The sequence below is a fragment of the Xanthomonas sacchari genome, assembly GCF_024266585.1.
Classification (GTDB): Bacteria; Pseudomonadota; Gammaproteobacteria; order Xanthomonadales; family Xanthomonadaceae; genus Xanthomonas_A; species Xanthomonas_A sacchari_C.
The window spans coordinates 2,985,297-3,001,382 of sequence record NZ_CP100647.1 but is presented as its reverse complement, the minus strand read 5'-3'; the positions used below and the strand labels follow the sequence as shown (position 1 = coordinate 3,001,382).

The 16,086-nt window shown below is 69.1% G+C and carries 14 protein-coding genes and 3 tRNA genes; 8 read left to right on the top strand and 9 right to left on the bottom strand.

What is annotated here, in order from left to right; translation table 11 throughout:
• The first annotated feature begins 8 nt into the window (after window positions 1-8).
• From recX to NKJ47_RS12415, 5 genes are all read left to right on the top strand, one after another.
• The gene (gene recX / locus NKJ47_RS12435) at window positions 9-500 is read left to right on the top strand and encodes a recombination regulator RecX (RefSeq protein ID WP_254458196.1); all 492 of its coding nucleotides are present in this window, start codon (window positions 9-11) and stop codon (window positions 498-500) included.
• Window positions 501-606: 106 nt separating this feature from the next.
• Entirely contained in the window at window positions 607-3,258 is a 2,652-nt protein-coding gene (gene alaS / locus NKJ47_RS12430) for an alanine--tRNA ligase (RefSeq protein ID WP_254458195.1), read from the top strand.
• A gap of 136 nt (window positions 3,259-3,394) precedes the next feature.
• Entirely contained in the window at window positions 3,395-3,607 is a 213-nt protein-coding gene (csrA, locus tag NKJ47_RS12425) for a carbon storage regulator CsrA (RefSeq protein WP_254458194.1), read from the top strand.
• A gap of 81 nt (window positions 3,608-3,688) precedes the next feature.
• Window positions 3,689-3,781, top strand: a tRNA-Ser gene (locus tag NKJ47_RS12420).
• 69 nt (window positions 3,782-3,850) lie between these two features.
• Window positions 3,851-4,093, top strand: a complete 243-nt coding sequence (locus tag NKJ47_RS12415) for a DUF6538 domain-containing protein (RefSeq protein ID WP_254458193.1) — start codon at window positions 3,851-3,853, stop codon at window positions 4,091-4,093.
• 726 nt (window positions 4,094-4,819) lie between these two features.
• Here the strand turns inward: NKJ47_RS12415 and NKJ47_RS12410 are convergent.
• From NKJ47_RS12410 to NKJ47_RS12395, 4 genes are all read right to left on the bottom strand, one after another.
• Window positions 4,820-4,990: a CsbD family protein gene (locus NKJ47_RS12410; RefSeq protein WP_254458192.1), complete on the bottom strand. Its 171-nt coding sequence runs from the start codon at window positions 4,988-4,990 to the stop codon at window positions 4,820-4,822.
• A gap of 142 nt (window positions 4,991-5,132) precedes the next feature.
• Window positions 5,133-5,684, bottom strand: a complete 552-nt coding sequence (locus NKJ47_RS12405) for a CPBP family intramembrane glutamic endopeptidase (protein ID WP_254461415.1) — start codon at window positions 5,682-5,684, stop codon at window positions 5,133-5,135.
• An 806-nt stretch (window positions 5,685-6,490) separates the two neighbouring features.
• The gene (glgX, locus tag NKJ47_RS12400; RefSeq protein WP_254458191.1) at window positions 6,491-8,626 is read right to left on the bottom strand and encodes a glycogen debranching protein GlgX; all 2,136 of its coding nucleotides are present in this window, start codon (window positions 8,624-8,626) and stop codon (window positions 6,491-6,493) included.
• A 233-nt stretch (window positions 8,627-8,859) separates the two neighbouring features.
• The gene (locus NKJ47_RS12395; protein WP_254458190.1) at window positions 8,860-9,561 is read right to left on the bottom strand and encodes a pirin family protein; all 702 of its coding nucleotides are present in this window, start codon (window positions 9,559-9,561) and stop codon (window positions 8,860-8,862) included.
• Window positions 9,562-9,712: 151 nt separating this feature from the next.
• On the opposite strand from NKJ47_RS12395, the gene NKJ47_RS12390 reads away from it, so the two are divergent.
• The 3 genes from NKJ47_RS12390 (at window position 9,713) to NKJ47_RS12380 (ending at window position 12,899) form a co-directional block, all read left to right on the top strand.
• On the top strand, window positions 9,713-10,648 hold the full coding sequence (locus NKJ47_RS12390) for a LysR substrate-binding domain-containing protein (protein WP_254458189.1): 936 nt from the start codon (window positions 9,713-9,715) through the stop codon (window positions 10,646-10,648).
• A 338-nt stretch (window positions 10,649-10,986) separates the two neighbouring features.
• Window positions 10,987-11,976, top strand: a complete 990-nt coding sequence (locus NKJ47_RS12385) for a DedA family protein/thiosulfate sulfurtransferase GlpE (protein ID WP_254458188.1) — start codon at window positions 10,987-10,989, stop codon at window positions 11,974-11,976.
• 23 nt (window positions 11,977-11,999) lie between these two features.
• Window positions 12,000-12,899: a hypothetical protein gene (locus tag NKJ47_RS12380; RefSeq protein WP_254458187.1), complete on the top strand. Its 900-nt coding sequence runs from the start codon at window positions 12,000-12,002 to the stop codon at window positions 12,897-12,899.
• 180 nt (window positions 12,900-13,079) lie between these two features.
• Here the strand turns inward: NKJ47_RS12380 and NKJ47_RS12375 are convergent.
• From NKJ47_RS12375 to NKJ47_RS12355, 5 genes are all read right to left on the bottom strand, one after another.
• A tRNA-Arg gene (locus NKJ47_RS12375) sits at window positions 13,080-13,156 on the bottom strand.
• Between the two features lie 169 nt (window positions 13,157-13,325).
• Window positions 13,326-13,402 (bottom strand) — tRNA-Arg (locus NKJ47_RS12370).
• 62 nt (window positions 13,403-13,464) lie between these two features.
• Entirely contained in the window at window positions 13,465-14,340 is an 876-nt protein-coding gene (locus NKJ47_RS12365) for an alpha/beta hydrolase family protein (protein ID WP_254458186.1), read from the bottom strand.
• Window positions 14,337-15,146, bottom strand: coding sequence for a bifunctional hydroxymethylpyrimidine kinase/phosphomethylpyrimidine kinase (thiD, locus tag NKJ47_RS12360; RefSeq protein ID WP_254458185.1), 810 nt, complete (start codon window positions 15,144-15,146; stop codon window positions 14,337-14,339). The genes NKJ47_RS12365 and thiD overlap by 4 nt, the downstream gene beginning before the upstream one ends.
• Before the next feature lie 246 nt (window positions 15,147-15,392).
• Window positions 15,393-16,061 carry a YoaK family protein gene (locus tag NKJ47_RS12355; RefSeq protein WP_254458184.1) on the bottom strand — a complete coding sequence of 223 codons (669 nt, stop codon included), beginning with the start codon at window positions 16,059-16,061 and terminating at the stop codon, window positions 15,393-15,395.
• Between the last annotated feature and the right edge of the window lie 25 nt (window positions 16,062-16,086).

Genomic DNA, 16,086 nt, shown 5'->3' with positions numbered 1-16,086 from the left:
GCTGGCGCATGAGCGACGAACACGCGCAGGAACCACGCCGGCGTCGCCGGCAAGCGGAGCAGACGCCGCTGCAGAAAGCGCTGGGCCTGCTGGTGCGGCGCGAGCATTCGCGCAAGGAACTGACCCGCAAGCTGCGTGCGCGTGGGGTGGAGGCCGAGGCCGCCGCAGCGGCGGTGGAGCGCCTGAGCGGCGAGGGCTGGCAGGACGATGGCCGTTTCGCCGAACTGCTGGTGCGCAGCCGCGCCGGAGCAGGTTACGGCCCTTTGCATATCCGCGCCGAACTCGGCACCCACGGCCTGGACAGCGAGGCCATCGGCACCGCGATGGGGGCCTTCGAGGGCGATTGGACCGAAAACGCCCGCGATCTGGTCCGGCGTCGCTTCGGCGCTGCCGGGGCGATGGACCTGCCGCAGCGGCGCAAGGCCGCCGATCTGCTGGCGCGGCGCGGCTTCGACGGGGACAGCATCCGCGCCGCGGTGCGCGACGCTGCGGAGGACTGAGCGGGCCGGGCCTGCTACCCTTGGCGGGTTGTCTTGTCCGGTTTCCTTGGCGCCCTCACCTATGAGGGAGCTCCAGGAAGCCCGTCCGCTCGTCTATAGCCAGCCCATGAACGCACCCGCCAAATTCTCCACCTCCCAGATCCGTAGCGACTTCCTCGATTTCTTCAAGGGGAAGGGCCATACCATCGTGCCGTCCGCGCCGTTGGTGCCCGGCAACGATCCGACGCTGCTGTTCACCAACTCCGGCATGGTGCAGTTCAAGGACGTGTTCCTGGGCGCCGAGAAGCGCAGCTACGTGCGTGCGGCGGACGTGCAGCGCTGCCTGCGCGCCGGCGGCAAGCACAACGACCTCGATTCGGTCGGCTACACCGCACGCCATCACACCTTCTTCGAAATGCTCGGCAACTGGTCGTTCGGCGACTACTTCAAGAAGGACGCCATTGCCTGGGCCTGGGAGCTGCTGACCCAGGTCTGGAAGCTGCCGGCCGAGCGCCTGCTGGTCACCGTCTACCACACCGACGACGAGGCCTATGCCTTGTGGCGCGACATGATCGGCGTTCCCGCCGAGCGCATCGTGCGCATCGGCGACAACAAGGGCGCGCCCTACGCCTCGGACAACTTCTGGCAGATGGCCGACACCGGTCCCTGCGGCCCGTGCACCGAGATCTTCTACGACCACGGCGCGCACATCGCAGGCGGTCCGCCGGGATCGCCCGACGAGGACGGCGACCGCTTCATCGAGATCTGGAATCTGGTGTTCATGCAGTTCGATCGCCAGCCCGACGGCACCCTGGTGCCGCTGCCGGCGCCCTGCGTGGACACCGGCATGGGCCTGGAGCGCCTGGCGGCGATCCTGCAGCACGTGCACACCAATTACGAGATCGACCTGTTCCAGACGCTGATCCGCAAGGCGTCCGAGCTGACCGGCACCGCCGACCTGGAAAACAAGTCGCTGCGCGTGATCGCCGACCATATCCGTGCCTGCGCGTTCCTGATCGTCGACGGCGTGCTGCCGTCCAACGAAGGCCGCGGCTACGTGCTGCGCCGGATCATCCGCCGCGCCCTGCGCCACGGCTGGATGCTCGGCGTGCGCCAGCCGTTCTTCAGCAAGCTGGTGCCGACCCTGGTGGAGCTGATGGGCGAGGCCTATCCGGAACTGGCCGCGGCCCAGGACACTGTCCTGCGTGCCCTGCAGGCCGAGGAGGAGCGTTTCGCCGAAACCCTCGATGCCGGCATGAAGATCTTCGAGGACGTCGCCGCCAAGGCGCGGGATGGGGTGATCGCCGGCGAAGACGCCTTCCGCCTCTACGACACCTACGGCTTCCCGCTGGACCTGACCCAGGACATCGCCCGCGAGCGCGCCTTGCGCGTGGACGAGCAGGGCTTCGAGACGGCGATGGACGAGCAGCGCCGGCGTGCGCGCGAAGCCGGCAAGTTCGGCGGCGGCGTGCAGCTGCCGGCGGATCTGGTGGCAACCCTGGCCCCGACCGTGTTCCTGGGCTACGACAGCCTGCAGGCCGATGGCCTGCGCGTGGTCGCCCTGCTCAAGGACGGTCGCCCGGTGCAGTCGGCCCAGGCCGGCGACGCGGTGATCGTGTTGACCGACAAGACCCCGTTCTATGCCGAATCCGGCGGCCAGGTCGGCGATCTCGGCACATTGACCGCCGCCGGCACCCGCCTGGCGGTCACCGACACGCAGAAATTCGCCGGCCAGTTCCATGGCCATGTCGGCACGCTGGAAGAAGGCAGCCTGAAGATCGGCGACGTGCTCGCCGGCCAGGTCGATGCCGAGCGTCGCGGCGCCACCATCCTCAACCATTCGGCGACGCACCTGCTGCATGCGGCCCTGCGCGAGGTGTTGGGCACCCACGTGCAGCAGAAGGGCTCGCTGGTGGCGCCGGACCGCCTGCGCTTCGACTTCTCGCACTTCCAGCCGATCGGGGCCGAGGAACTGGCGCTGATCGAGCGCAAGGTCAATCAACAGGTCCGCGCCAACAATGCCGCCGAAGTGCATCAGATGGGCATGCAGGAAGCGCTGGATTTCGGGGCGATGGCGCTGTTCGGCGAGAAGTACGGCGAGCGCGTGCGCGTGCTCAAGATGGGCGACTATTCCACCGAACTGTGCGGCGGCACGCATGTCGGCCGAACCGGCGACATTGGCCTGTTCAAGATCACCAGCGAGGGCGGCGTGTCGGCCGGCGTGCGCCGCATCGAGGCGGTGACCGGGCAGGGCGCGCTGGACTACGTGGCGGCCGAAGAGGCCCGGCTGCGCGAGGCGGCCGATCTGGTCGGCGGCAACAGCCATGACGTGGTCGACAAGATTCGCCAGCTCGGCGACCGCTACAAGCGCATGGAGCGGGAACTGGAGGCGCTGAAGGCCAAGCTGGCATCCGGCGCCACTGCCGACCTGGCCGGATCGGCGGTCGACGTTGCCGGCGTGAAGGTCCTCGCGGTGCGGCTGGAAGGCTTCGACGCCAAGGCCCTGCGCGATGCGATGGACCGCCTGAAGCAGCAACTGGGCGACAGCGTGATCGTGTTGGCCGGCGCCAGCGAGGGCAAGGTCGCCCTGGTCGCCGGCGTGAACGGCAGCCCAATGGGACGGGTCAAGGCCGGGGAACTGTTGAGCCACATCGCCGGTCAGATCTCGGGCAAGGGCGGCGGCCGCCCGGATCTCGCTCAGGGTGGTGGCGAGGACGGGCCCGCCCTTGCTCCTGCGCTCGCGGGCGTCCCCGCCTGGGTCAAGCAACATCTCCCCTGAACATCAAAGCCGCGCGCCTTGCTGGCGAGGCGCGGCTTCCCGTAACATCACCCTTCTTTTCACTTTCATTATGAGGCGTGCCGCAGTGCGGGCGCCGTGCCGGTGAGACCCACCGGTTCCCTGGAGAATTTTAAAAATGTTGATCCTGACTCGCCGGGTAGGCGAAACCTTGATGATCGGCGATTCGGTCACCGTGACGGTGCTTGGGGTCAAGGGCAATCAAGTGCGTATCGGCATCACTGCGCCGAAGGACGTCGCGGTGCATCGCGAAGAGATCTACCAGCGCATCCAGCGCGGTGACGAGCCCAGCTCGCACGGCGGCGGTCACGGCGATCAATCTGCCGATTGATGCGCGGAAAGGGTTTACCTGAGGCCCCATAACCCGGTATTCTTCGCGCCCGGTCGCGGAATATCCGCAGCGCATAAATCCGGAGTGATGCCCGAGTGGCTGAAGGGGCTCCCCTGCTAAGGGAGTATAGGGTCAAAAGCTCTATCGAGGGTTCGAATCCCTCTCACTCCGCCAGTGTCAAGGAAACGCCCGCAAATCAACGATTTGTGGGCGTTTTTCTTTTTCGCCACCTTGGACACTCGCTTGGACACTTCCATGCGAGTAGCGCACTCCCTCACGCGCGGCGAGACCGGCCGCTACTACGTTCGTTTGCGCGTTCCTGCTGACCTGCAAGCGCGCTTTGGACGCAAGGTCATCAAAGGCAGTGCAGGCACGACGTGTGATCGCGCCGAGCGTGGCGAGGCGCTGCTGCTTGCGGTGCCTCAAGCCTTCGTAGCGCAAGGCATCAGGAACGGCCGCACAGGTCGGCGCTGGAGGAACTGGTGAGGAGCCGGAAGGCAGGTCATCGCTTGATGAGTTCTGGCCTCAAGCGCGTGAAGCGCTCAGGTGCAGCCTTGTGCGGGTCATTGGAGAGACGAGGCCAAGGATCTGTCGCTGTTTCGGCAACTGACCACAGCGTGCAGCCGTGCAGCGATATCGGAGAGACGTAGGCGAAGCGCATCGCTCAGCGCCAGCGCGGCGTCCAGTGTTTGGATCGCGGCGGGGGCCGTCCGCAGTCCATCGCGCCTTGGCGAAACATCCACCAATGCGGGTGCGTCGCGAGCGCCAGCATGGCGGTGTGTGCATGGAATGGCGCCACCTCGCGTGGGCTGGCATGCAGCATGCAGTTCCAACACAGCACTATCGGCTAGATCACATCCGCACCGACCTGCTAGGGCGATACACAGCTGCTTCCGAGCGCAGTCGAGCCCGCAATGCGCGGTGCCTCATAGCGCTGCCGACACGGCGCATGAGCGTAGGAGCGGCAAGCGACTTCAGGACGTTCTGATGTGTGATCGCCATGCACGTCGTCGACTGGACGTTGCGACACAGCGGATTGAACGCGGCAGTGATTGCGATGCCGCGTTCGACTCACAACCAATTCCAAGACGTGTGCGACTCCTGAGAATCTATGGTGCCGGGCGAATCGGCAGATCAGCGCGTCGGCGACGTGCCAGTCGTTCCCAAAAGCTCCCCGGCCATGGAAGGCAGGGGAGCACGAAGGTCTGAAACTCAGCCGCGCGCGTGGTCGCGCGCCTTGCCCACTTCGCTCTGTACCTTGCCGGCGTTCTTCTGCAACTTGCCTTCGACTTCCTTCATCTTGTTGCCGGTGACCTTGCCGGCGACTTCCTTGATGGTGCCCTTGATCTGGTTCTTGGCGCCTTCGGTGCGATTCTTGTCCATCGTTGACTCCGCAGTAGGGATGCCCTCAAGTGGGCATCGCCAAGCTGCGCGCCGGCCGGTGGCGCGCGAGTGAAAATTGGGCGGACTCGCATGCGCCATTTAGGCGGCGGACGGGTTGCGCGCCGACGCTTGCGCTGCGCGTTTAGTACCAGCCGAGATACAGGGTGGTCACGCCCCAGGTGTCGATCAGGCCGTGCGCGAGGATCATCGCCCACAGGTTGCGCCTGGAACGCAGATAGGCATAGCCGAACAGCATGCCGACCACGCCGGTCAGCAGGATGCCGGAGGCGCCTTGCGCGGCGTGCATCAGGCCGAACACCACGCCGCCGGCCAGCGCGGCGATCCAGCGGCCGCCGCGCAGGCGCCCGAGCAGCGCATCGAGTTGGTGCATCAGGAAGGCACGGAACACCAGCTCTTCGCCGAGCGCCGCGCTCAGCCATGCCGCGCCGATCAAATGGGTCGTGGCCTGGACGTTGCCCTTGAGCGCGCCGTAGGCGCTGTAGTCGGTCTTGTGCCCGGTGAGGGTGTCGATCAGCGGCTGCAGCACCGGCGTGATGCAGCCGATCGTCAACAGCACCAGCAGCGCCGTCCAGCCCAGCAGTGCGCCGACGCGCGGTCGCTGCACGCCGCAGGCTGCGAGCGTGCGCGTCTCCAGCCACACCAGCGCCAGCCCGAGCAGGCCGACGACGGGCATGCGCCAGGGGAACGGCAGCCAGGGATAGGACGCCAGCACGAGGATCACCGCGCTCAGCGCGATGCGCAGCAGTGGATGGCGCATCACGGAGATGCCGGGAGTCGCGTGGATGGTGCCTTGGGTCGAGTGGTGCATGCCGGGCGGTGCAATGAGTGGACGCTCAGCGTAGCGAGCCGCCACGCTCGGGCACCGTGCCAAAGGCCATGCAGGCCATGTGCACTGCGGGACGCGGTTGCAGGTCTGCAGGCTGCGAAGATGACGCGCTGATTCGCCAAGCGGGGTTGCGACCGATCTGTGCGTGACCGTGCGCACTGCGATCGGTACGCGCGTCTTTGCTGGTGCCTAGTCTCGCCGCCAGGTCCTGTCGGAACATCGCTGCATTCGCATTCGTGGTCTCGTATCGGAGGTTGTCTGGCGATTGCTGCGAGGGAGCGTCAGGTCGAGTGCGACACGCTCGCGCGGTGAAGACATCGCTCCATCACTCCTGTTCGCTTGCTCATGTCTGCGCGCGACCTTCCGTAGAAGCCGGATGTCACGATTGAACGCATGCAAAAGCGGCGGTCGATGTCGTCAGTCGGTGCGTTTGCGCGGGCAGGGCAGGCTTGTGGACCTACCGACACCACTGCGCATCGCGTCGCACGCATTACCTTGCTGGCAGCAAGAGTGCCAGCGACGCCATATGCCTATCCCCCCGCGCGCGTGTGCTGTCAGCGTACGAGAGCACGCCGGCGTGCGTCGCCAACACCTGGTTGCTGGCGACGCGCGATATCGTCCATCGTCGAGGCGAGCGCTGGGGCGTGCGCCCGTTAAGCGCCCGGCGCCTGGCACTCGAACACGCTGACGCTGCGCGGCGGCGCCAGGAACTCGCTGGCGTCAGTCGGCATGCTGTCGACCTGCAGCGCGTCGTCGGTGGACAGCACCAGCTTCCAGTGCAGTTGCTCCTCGGAGGAGGGCAGCACGAAGCTCACGCCTTCGTGGTAGGCATTGATGACGATCAGCAAGGTGGCGTCGTTGGCCAGTTCCTTGACGCCTGAGGTCTGCGCCTTGCCTTCCAGCAACAGGCCGACCGAGCGTGCGCCGGCATCGGTCCAGTGCGCCTCGTCCATCTCGGTGCCGCCGGGATTGAGCCAGGTGAGGTCGCGCACGCCGGCTTCCTCGTTGTACTGGCCGTTGAGGAAGCGGCCGCGGGTGAGGATGGGATAGCGTCGGCGCAGCGCGCTCAGCGCCTTGACGAAGGCGGTGAGGCGGCCCTCGGTCGGGTCGCGCTCCCAGTCGATCCAGGTGATCTCGTTGTCCTGGCAATAGGTGTTGTTGTTGCCGCCCTGGGTCTGCGCGCGCTCGTCGCCGGCCAGCAGCATCGGCGTGCCCTGCGACAGCAGCAGCGTCGCCAGCAGGTTCTTCATCTGCCGCTCGCGCAGTTGCAGGATGCCGGCGTCCTCGGTTTCGCCCTCGGCGCCGTAGTTGCACGAGCTGTCGTGGTCGGAGCCGTCGCGGTTGTCCTCGCCGTTGGCGTCGTTGTGCTTGCCGTTGTAGCTGACCAGGTCGTGCAGGGTGAAGCCGTCGTGCGCGGTGATGAAGTTCACCGAGGCCCACGGCCGCCGCCCGCGCCGGTCGAACAGGTCGGCCGAGCCGGTGAAGCGGGTGGCGAACTCGGCGAGCTTGCCCTCGTCGCCCTTCCAGAACGCGCGGGCGTTGTCGCGGAACTTGTCGTTCCACTCCGACCAGCCCGGCGGGAAGTGTCCGACCTGGTAGCCGCCGGGACCGCAGTCCCAGGGCTCGGCGATCAGCTTGACCTGCGACAGCAGCGGATCCTGATTGCAGGCGTCGAGGAAGCCGCCGCGCTGGTCGAAGCCGGTCGGCTCGCGGCCGAGGATGGTGGCCAGATCGAAGCGGAAGCCGTCCACGTGCATCTCGCCTGCCCAATAGCGCAGCGAGTCGTTGACGAACTGGATCACCCGCGAATTGCTCAGGTTGAGCGTGTTGCCGGTGCCGGTGTCGTTGATGTAGTAGCGCTTGTCCTCGGCCAGGCGGTAGTAGCTGGCGTTGTCGATGCCGCGGAAGGACAGGGTGGGGCCCAGTTCGCTGCCTTCGGCGGTGTGGTTGTAGACCACGTCGAGGATCACTTCCAGGCCCTGGCGGTGCATGGCCTTGACCATGTCGCGGAACTCGTCGCGGTGGCCGCTGGCCAGGTAGCGCGACTTGATCGCGAAGAAGCCGAGCGTGTTGTAGCCCCAGTAGTTGCGCAGGTCCTTGTCGAGCAGGTGCTGGTCGTCGAGATAGGCGTGGACCGGCAGCAGTTCCACCGCGCTGACGCCCAGTTCCTTGATGTAGCGCAGCACCGCTTCCTGGGCCAGTCCGGCACAGGTGCCGCGCAGCTCCTCCGGCACCTGCGGGTGGCGCATGGTGTAGCCGCGCACGTGGGTCTCGTAGACCAGGGTCTGGTTCCACGGCGTGAGCAGGCGCTCGTCGTCCTCCCAGTCATAGGTGTCCTCGACCACCACGCACTTGGGCATGAACGGCGCGCTGTCGCGTTCGTCGAAGCTGAGGTCGCCGTCCGGATGGCCGACGGTGTAGCCGTACAGCTCGTCGGCCCAGATCAGGTCGCCCTCGAGTTCGCGCGCATAGGGGTCGAGCAGCAGCTTGTTGGGATTGAAGCGATGGCCTTCGCTGGGCGCGTACGGGCCGTGCACGCGGTAGCCGTAGCGCTGGCCCGGCTTCACGTCGGGCAGGTAGCCGTGCCAGATTTCGTTGGTGTACTCGGGCAGGTCCAGCCGCGTCTCGGTGCCGGCCTCGTCGAACAGGCACAGCTCCACGCGGGTGGCATGCGCCGAGAACAGGGCGAAGTTGGTGCCCTGTCCATCGAACACGGCGCCGCGCGGAAAGGGACGCCCTTCGCGGATGCGCGAGGGGGTGGCATAGGCGGCGCTGGTGGGGTGGCGCATCGGCAGGCTCTCGGCCGGCATGCCGGCAGTAGGGGAGGGAGAGCGGAAGCATTGACGCGGAGGCCGTGCAGGACGCGTTACGGGGTGCCGAGGGTGGCGTGAGGACGCGAGCGCGACCTGCAGCCGATGCAGCGACCCGCGCGGCGACGCCATGGCGCCGTGGCGTGGGCAGGTGGCGCGCGCCCCATCCGCCCGGTCCGGGATGGCCCCGGGCGCGACGTTGCCCGACGCGGTCAGCGCGGCAGGTCGAACAGCAGGAACTCGCTGTCCTGGGCGTCGGCGAACTGCAGGCTGGCCTCGTCGACCGCCTGGAGGGCGTCGCCGGCCTGCAGGGTCTGGCCGTTGACGCTCAGCGTGCCGCGCACCACCTGCACATAGGCGCCGCGCCCGGCCGCCAGCGGATAGTCCAGGCGCGCATCGCCGTCGAGGATCGAGGCGTAGATGCGCGCGTCCTGGTGGATGCGCACCGCACCGTCCTCGCCCTGCGGGGCGGCGATCAGGCGCAACTGGCCGCGCTTGCTGTCCGGGGTGAAGTGCTTTTCCTCGTAGCCCGGCGCGATCCCGGCGCGCTCGGGCAGCACCCAGATCTGCAGGAAGTGCACGGGCGCGCTGGCGGAGTGGTTGAACTCGCTGTGGGTGACCCCGGAGCCGGCGCTCATGCGCTGTACGTCGCCGTAGCGCAGCACCGAGCCGTTGCCCATGCTGTCCTTGTGCTCGAGCGCGCCATCGACCACGTAGGACAGGATCTCCATATCGCGATGGGCGTGGGTGCCGAAGCCCTCGCCGGGCTGCACGCGGTCTTCGTTGATCACCCGCAGCGGCCCGAAGCCCATGTGGCGCGGGTCGTGGTAGTGGCCGAAGGAGAAGGTGTGGCGCGAGGACAGCCAGCCGTGTTCGGCGCGGCCACGGGTATTGGCGGGGCGGATCTGCAACATGGGAGGCTCCTTGGTGGCTTGGATATGCAAGTGAATCGAAAAGGGCTGAATCGGCGCGATTTGGCACGCGCTTCGGATTGGAGACAAGTATCGGCGCTGTCGCCGGGTTTGAAAAACGGATAGATTCGGCATCCATCATCGAAAAATTCGAATGCTCAAGCTCAGTCTCGATGCCCTGCAGATCCTCGACGCCATCGACCGTCGCGGCTCGTTCTCGGCCGCCGGCAAGGCCCTGCACAAGGTGCCCTCGACCATTTCCTACACGGTCGCCAAGCTCGAGGAGGACCTGGGCGTACAGTTGTTCGAGCGCCTGGGGCCGAAGGCGGTACCGACCGCCGCGGGCGCCGAACTGCTGCGCGAAGGCCGGCACCTGCTGCGCGCGGCCGGCGATCTGGAGCTGCGCGTGCGCCGCGTCGCCTCCGGCTGGGAGACCGAGTTCGCGCTGGGCCTGGATGCGGTGTTCGCGCCGGAATGCCTGGCGCAGGACATGGCGGCGTTCTATGCGGTCGCCGATTGCACCCGGTTGCGGGTGGTGCAGGAATCGTTGTCCGGCACGTGGGAGGCGCTGCTGGACCGGCGGGTGGATCTGCTGGTCGGTGCGGCCGGCGAGGGGCCCAGCGGCGGCGGCTACGTGGCCGAGCCGCTCGGCTCGCTGCCGTTCGTGTTCGCGGTCGCGCCCGGGCACCCGCTGGCGCAGGCGCCGGAACCGCTGAGCCGCAGCCAGTTGAGCGCGCACCGCGCGATCGCCGTGGCCGATTCGGCGCGGCGGCTGCTGCCGCGCACCGTCGGGCTGCTGTTCGGCCAGGATGCGCTGACCGTGCCGGACATGCGCAGCAAGTATCGGCTGCAGCTGGCCGGGCTCGGTTTCGGCTTCCTGCCCGAGCCCTATGCGCGGGCGGCGCTGGCGCGCGGTGCGCTGGTGCGCAAGACGGTGGAGGAGCCGAAGCCGGACGAGGTGTTCCAACTGGCCTGGCGCAGCGGCGAGGAGGGCGCGGCGCTGGCCTGGTGGCGCGCGCGGATGCGCCAGCCGGGGGTGTTCGCGGCGTGGCTGGCGCAGATGGCGCTACGGCTGGACGAGGGCGTGTGATGCCGGTCGGCACGACGGCAGCCTGGTCGTCGGCAGGGCGTTGCGGCACGGCGGGCGCCGCGGCCTTGGCCGGTTGCGTACAGCGTCGTCGCGGTGCATGGCGGGCCGCTTGTCCGCAGGTGGGCCGTGCGTTGCGTCGTACCCGCGCCACGCGGTTTGCAGGGGTGCCGGTCCCTTGGTTGCGCACCGCCGGTGCCTTCGCCGCGTCGCGCTGCATGCGCTGCGCGCGGCGATGGATGGGTCTGTTCCGCCAGTGATGCCGTGGCACCCACGCGCGCCGCGGGTGCCGGGAGGATAATGCGCGGCATCCCCTTCCTCTTCTCTGCGCCCGGCATGCCATGCAGGACCTGATTGCGCGCTACGGACTCGGGCTGGTCTTCGTCAACGTGCTGGCCTTGTCGCTGGGCTTGCCGGTGCCGGCGCTGCCCACGCTGATCCTGGTCGGTGCGACCTATGCGCTGCTCGACGGGTCGGCGATGTGGGGTGCGCTGCTCGGCGCGTGGTCGGTGTCGATCGCGGCCAGCCTGGTCGGCGACCTGCTGTGGTTCGGCGCCGGTCGCCGCTATGGCACGCGCACGCTGCAGTCGCTGTGCCGGCTGTCGTTGTCGCGCGATACCTGCATGAAGCGCACCGAGCGCTTCTATGCGCGCTGGGGCGTGCGCGTGCTGGCGGTGGCCAAGTTCGTGCCCGGGCTGTCGATGGTGTCGGTGCCGATGGCCGGCGCGATGCGCACGCGGCCGGCGGCCTTCCTGCGCTACGACGCGCTGGGGGCGGCGTTGTGGGCCGGCGGCGGATTGTTGCTGGGCCTGTGCTTCGCCGACCAGGTGCAGTCCCTGCTGGACTGGCTGAGCCTGCTCGGCCGGCGTGCGGCGCTGCTGCTGGTCGGCCTGCTGGCGCTGTACGTGGGCTACCGCGCCTGGCGCCGGCATACGCTGCGCCAGGCGATGGAGACCCTGCGCATCGACGTCGACGAACTGCATGCGCTGCTGCAGGGCGAGACGCCGCCGCTGCTGCTGGACATTCGCGCCCCGGGCTATCGCGGGCTGGAGCCGTATGCGATCCCCGGCGCGCTGGAAGTGGACGATCGCCAGGTCGATGCGCTCGTCGAGCGCTTGCCGCGCGACCGCAGGATCGTCATCTATTGCGCCTGTCCGAACGAGGTCTCGGCCGCGGTGCTGGCCAAGCGCCTGCGCCAGCACCAGTTCCAGGACGTGCTGCCGCTGCGCGGTGGCCTGGATGCGTGGCGGGCGGCGGGCCATCCGCTGGTCGCGCTGGACGCTGGCAGCTCCGCGACCCCGCCGCCATCGGGACGTCGGATCGCGGCCTGAGCCTGCCGCGCGGCGGCGCTTGGTTGCGGCATGCCGTCGCCCGCTGCGGCTTGTTCGCCTGTCCCGGATCGGCATACGCTGCGTCATCGAAGCAGGGCTTGCAGGCAAGGAGCGCAGCGATGCGAGCGAGGCTGTGGGGACTGATTGCCGTCGGGCTGTTGCTGGCGCCGGCGCACGGCACGGCGCAGGCCGGGGGTGCGGCCGCCGCCGGGCCTGCGGCATGCGTCTCGGTCAACAATGTCGACAGCTGCTGGGAAGATGGCGTCGCGGCGGAGCGGCGCAAGGACGGCGCTGCCGCCTTGGCCGCCTACGTGCGCTCCTGCGATGCCGGTCTCCAGCAGGGTGGTTGCTACGAGGCCGGCAAGCGCTATCTGCTCGATCCTGCGGTGCGCGACGGCGCTGCCGCGGAACCCCGCCTGCGCGCCGTGTGCGATTCCGACGATGTCGGCCTGGGGCCGTATGCCTGCAAGTATCTGGGCCTGCTGTATCGCGACGGGATCGGTGTGGCGCCGCAGCCGGCGTTGGCGGTGTCGCGGTTCGCGCGCGCCTGCTTCCTGCACAATGCCGCGCCGTTCATCGATGGCGAGGGCTGCGCGCTGCTCGCCGAACGTGTGCTGGCCGCAGACGATCCCTCGCAATCCGGCACGCCCTGGCCGCGCGACTACGTCGCCTACCTTGCCTATGCCATGGGCTGTACCGACGGCATGCCGGCGCAATGCGGCAAGGCCCAGGCGCTGTACGCGCGCGCCGTCGCCGGCGAGGCCACCTGGTTGGCGCGCTGCGAGGACGTGTTGGGTGGGCGTGCGCCCGCCGGCACCTGTCCCTTGCTGGCCGATCCCGCCGTCGCCCGCGGCGCGGACGTGCGACAGGCGGTGCGCCGCACCCTGGTCGACCTGTTTCGCGAGGCGACCGGCCAGCGTTGAGCATCGCCGTCGGTGGAGTGGGGGAGGTGGTGCGCACGTCGCCGAAGCGTGCCGCGTTGCGCCGCAGCGCCATGGCGTGGCGCACGAGGTCGCCGCGCAGCGTGGCGTGTGTGTGTTGCGCCGGCGCTGTCACGCAGGCAAAAAAAACGACAAGCGCTGGCTTGTCGTTTTTGATCTGACTGGTGCGCCCGGAGAGATTCGAACTCCCGACCGCCTGGTTCGTAGCCAGGTACTCTATCCAACTGAGCTACGGGCGCGTTGTCAGGCGCGGGATTATTCACGAGTTGCGGCGATTCGTCTACACCTGCGTGTCGTCCGCATGACATTGGAGGGCGAGTGCGCCATCGCGTGCTGCCGGCAGCGATCGCATCGCGGCGCCAGGGCAAAAAAAAACGACAAGCGCTGGCTTGTCGTTTTTCATCTGACTGGTGCGCCCGGAGAGATTCGAACTCCCGACCGCCTGGTTCGTAGCCAGGTACTCTATCCAACTGAGCTACGGGCGCGTCGTCAGGAGCGGAATTATGCGGGAGTCGATCTGGCCCGTCAATGCTCTTTCCGAAAAATTTCACCGACCCTCGGCTAAGAGCGCTGCGGCCACCGCCGTGGGCCGCTTCATCCAGGCGAAGTGGTCGGCGGCCACGCCCAACTGCGCGGCATCCAGGCGGCGGATCTGCATCTGCGGTGCCGGTGCGGCGAGTTTGTCCAGCAACCCGCGCAGCGAGCTTTCCGGCGCCAGCCAATCGTCCTGCAGCACCACGCCGCGCACCGGCAACGCCAGCTGCGCCAGACGCGCTTCCAGGTCGGTGGTCAGGCCGGTCGCGGCGTAGCGGCCGCTCCGGCCCACGCGCGCCCAGTCGGCGATCAGACCACGCGCCTCGGTGCCGCCGAAGCCCAGGCGGCGGCCGTGCAGTACGCCCTGGCGCTGCGCCAGCCACGGCAGCAGGCGGTACGCCAACGGCAGCAGATAGCCGCGCGGTGCGGGAAAACGCCGCCAGTACGGCGTGCCGCTGGCGACCAGCCATAGCGCGGCGAAGGCCTGCGGCTGCAGGCTGGCGTAGCAGCAGGCGAGCTGTCCGCCGAGGCTGTGGCCGCCGACGAGCAGCGGCGGCGCGATGCCGGCCGCGGCGATCGCCGCCTGGCTGGCGGGCAGATCCAGCTGCAGCAGGGCGCGATAGCCCCAGTCGCACTGCCGCGACGGCCGCAGCGCACTGCTGCCGTTGCCGCGCCATTCGTGCAGGAACACGGCGACGCCGTGCGCGGCCAGCGCTTCGGCAAACGGCAGGTAGTGGCGCGCGGCCACGCCCAGCGCCGGCAGCCACAGCAGCGCCTGCCGCGGCGCGGCGGGAATGCGCGCCAGCAAGGTCCAGCGATGGCCGTCGGTCGCGGCGACGGGCAGGGCGTGCTCGGCGATCGCCGTCGCGCTGATGGGGGCCGCGCTCATGGGCCGCGCGCCGCGCCGAAATGGTCCAGCACCGCCACGTCGCCGCGGCCGGGCCGGCAGCTGCCGCGCAAGGCGCGCGCCACGTAGTCGATCGCCGCTTCGCAGGCGGCCGGCAAGGCCAGGCCCTGGCACAGCTGTGCGGCGATCGCCGCGGCCAGGGTGCAGCCGGTGCCGTGCGCGTCCAACGCCAGTCGCGCATGGCTGAACTCGCTGCGGCTGACGCCATCGTCGTAGCGGTCGATCACCCGCTGGCCTTCCCGCAAATGGCCGCCCTTCAGCAGCACCGCCTGCGCGCCGGCCTCGAGCAGCGCCGCAGTGGCGTGCTCGGCGTCGTCGGCGGTGTCGATCGGGCGGCCGAGCAGCAGTTGCGCTTCCGGCACGTTCGGCGTCACCAGCGTCGCCAGCGGCAACAGGCGGCTGCGCAGCGCGTCCAGGGCGTCGTCCTGCAGCAGCGTGGCGCCGCTGGTGGCCACCATCACCGGGTCCAGCACCACCCATGGCGGGCGGTACTCTTCCAGTGCGTCGGCGACCAGGTGGATCACCTCGGCGTTGGCGAGCATGCCGAGCTTGACCGCGCCGATGTCGAAGTCGGCGAAGCAGGCGTCGATCTGCGCGCGCAGGAACGGCAGCGGCGGCACGTGCACCGCGGTGACGCCGCGGGTGTGCTGCGCGGTCAGCGCGGCCACCGCCGACAGCCCATGGACGCGGTGCGCGGCGAAGGTCTTCAGATCGGCCTGGATGCCGGCACCGCCGCCGGAATCGGTGCCGGCGATGCTCAGCGCGGAGACGACGGTGGGTTCGCTCATGCGCCGATTGTGCAGGGCTGGCGCGGGTTATGCACTCGCCGGCGCGCAGCGCCGGTTACCGCCGGCAGGCGTCGCGCGCTTAGGGAGCGGGCGCGCGTGGCGGGCGGCCACGTCGTCGGCCCGAGCGCCGCATGCGCCGGCGCCGATGGCGCGTCATGCGCCCGGAACGCGTGCGGCGCAGGCCTGCCCGGTTGCGCATCGGCAATCCGCACCGCGCCGGGCGCCGCCTTGCGCGGGCCCGCCCCTTCAGCGTTCGCGGTTGCGGTAGTGCGCCTGCAGCGCGTACAGGGTGCCGACCGTGCCGGTCAGCAGGGCCGGTCCCAGCAGGGCGTCGAAGCCGACCTGTCGGTAGGCCCACGCGCCGAGCACGCCGCCGCACAGAAAACCGCCGATGATCAGCAGACTCAGGCGGATGCGCCGGCGCGGCAGCGGCAGGCCGTGCAGCGCCTGGCCCAGGCCGATGCCCAGGTCGGTGAACATGCCGGTCAGGTGGGTGGTGCGCACCACCGCGCCGCTGTAGACGGTGGTGGTGGCGTTCTGCAGGCCGCAGGCGATCGCGGCGAGCACGGCGCCGGCCAGTTGCTGCTGCTTGAACGCCTGCATCGCCGCCAGCAGCAGCAAGGCTTCCAGCGCCAGCGCCACGCCGTAGCGGCGGCTTAGGCGCAGGCGGCTGTCCTGCACGATGAAGCCGCCGAGCATCGACCCGCCGAGGAAGGCCAGGACCACGCCGGCCAGTTGCGCGATGGCGCGCGCGTCGCCGTCGGCCAGCGCCGCGCCGAGCAGGGTAGTGGTGCCGGTGAGATGGGTGACCGCCTGGTGCTCGAAGCCGAGATAGCCGACCACGTTGACCATGCCGGCGACCGCGGCCAGCGCGCCGGCGAAGGCCCAGGCCCAGCGTGGCAGTTCCAGGTTCATGCCGTGCGCAGTGCGGCCGCGGCGC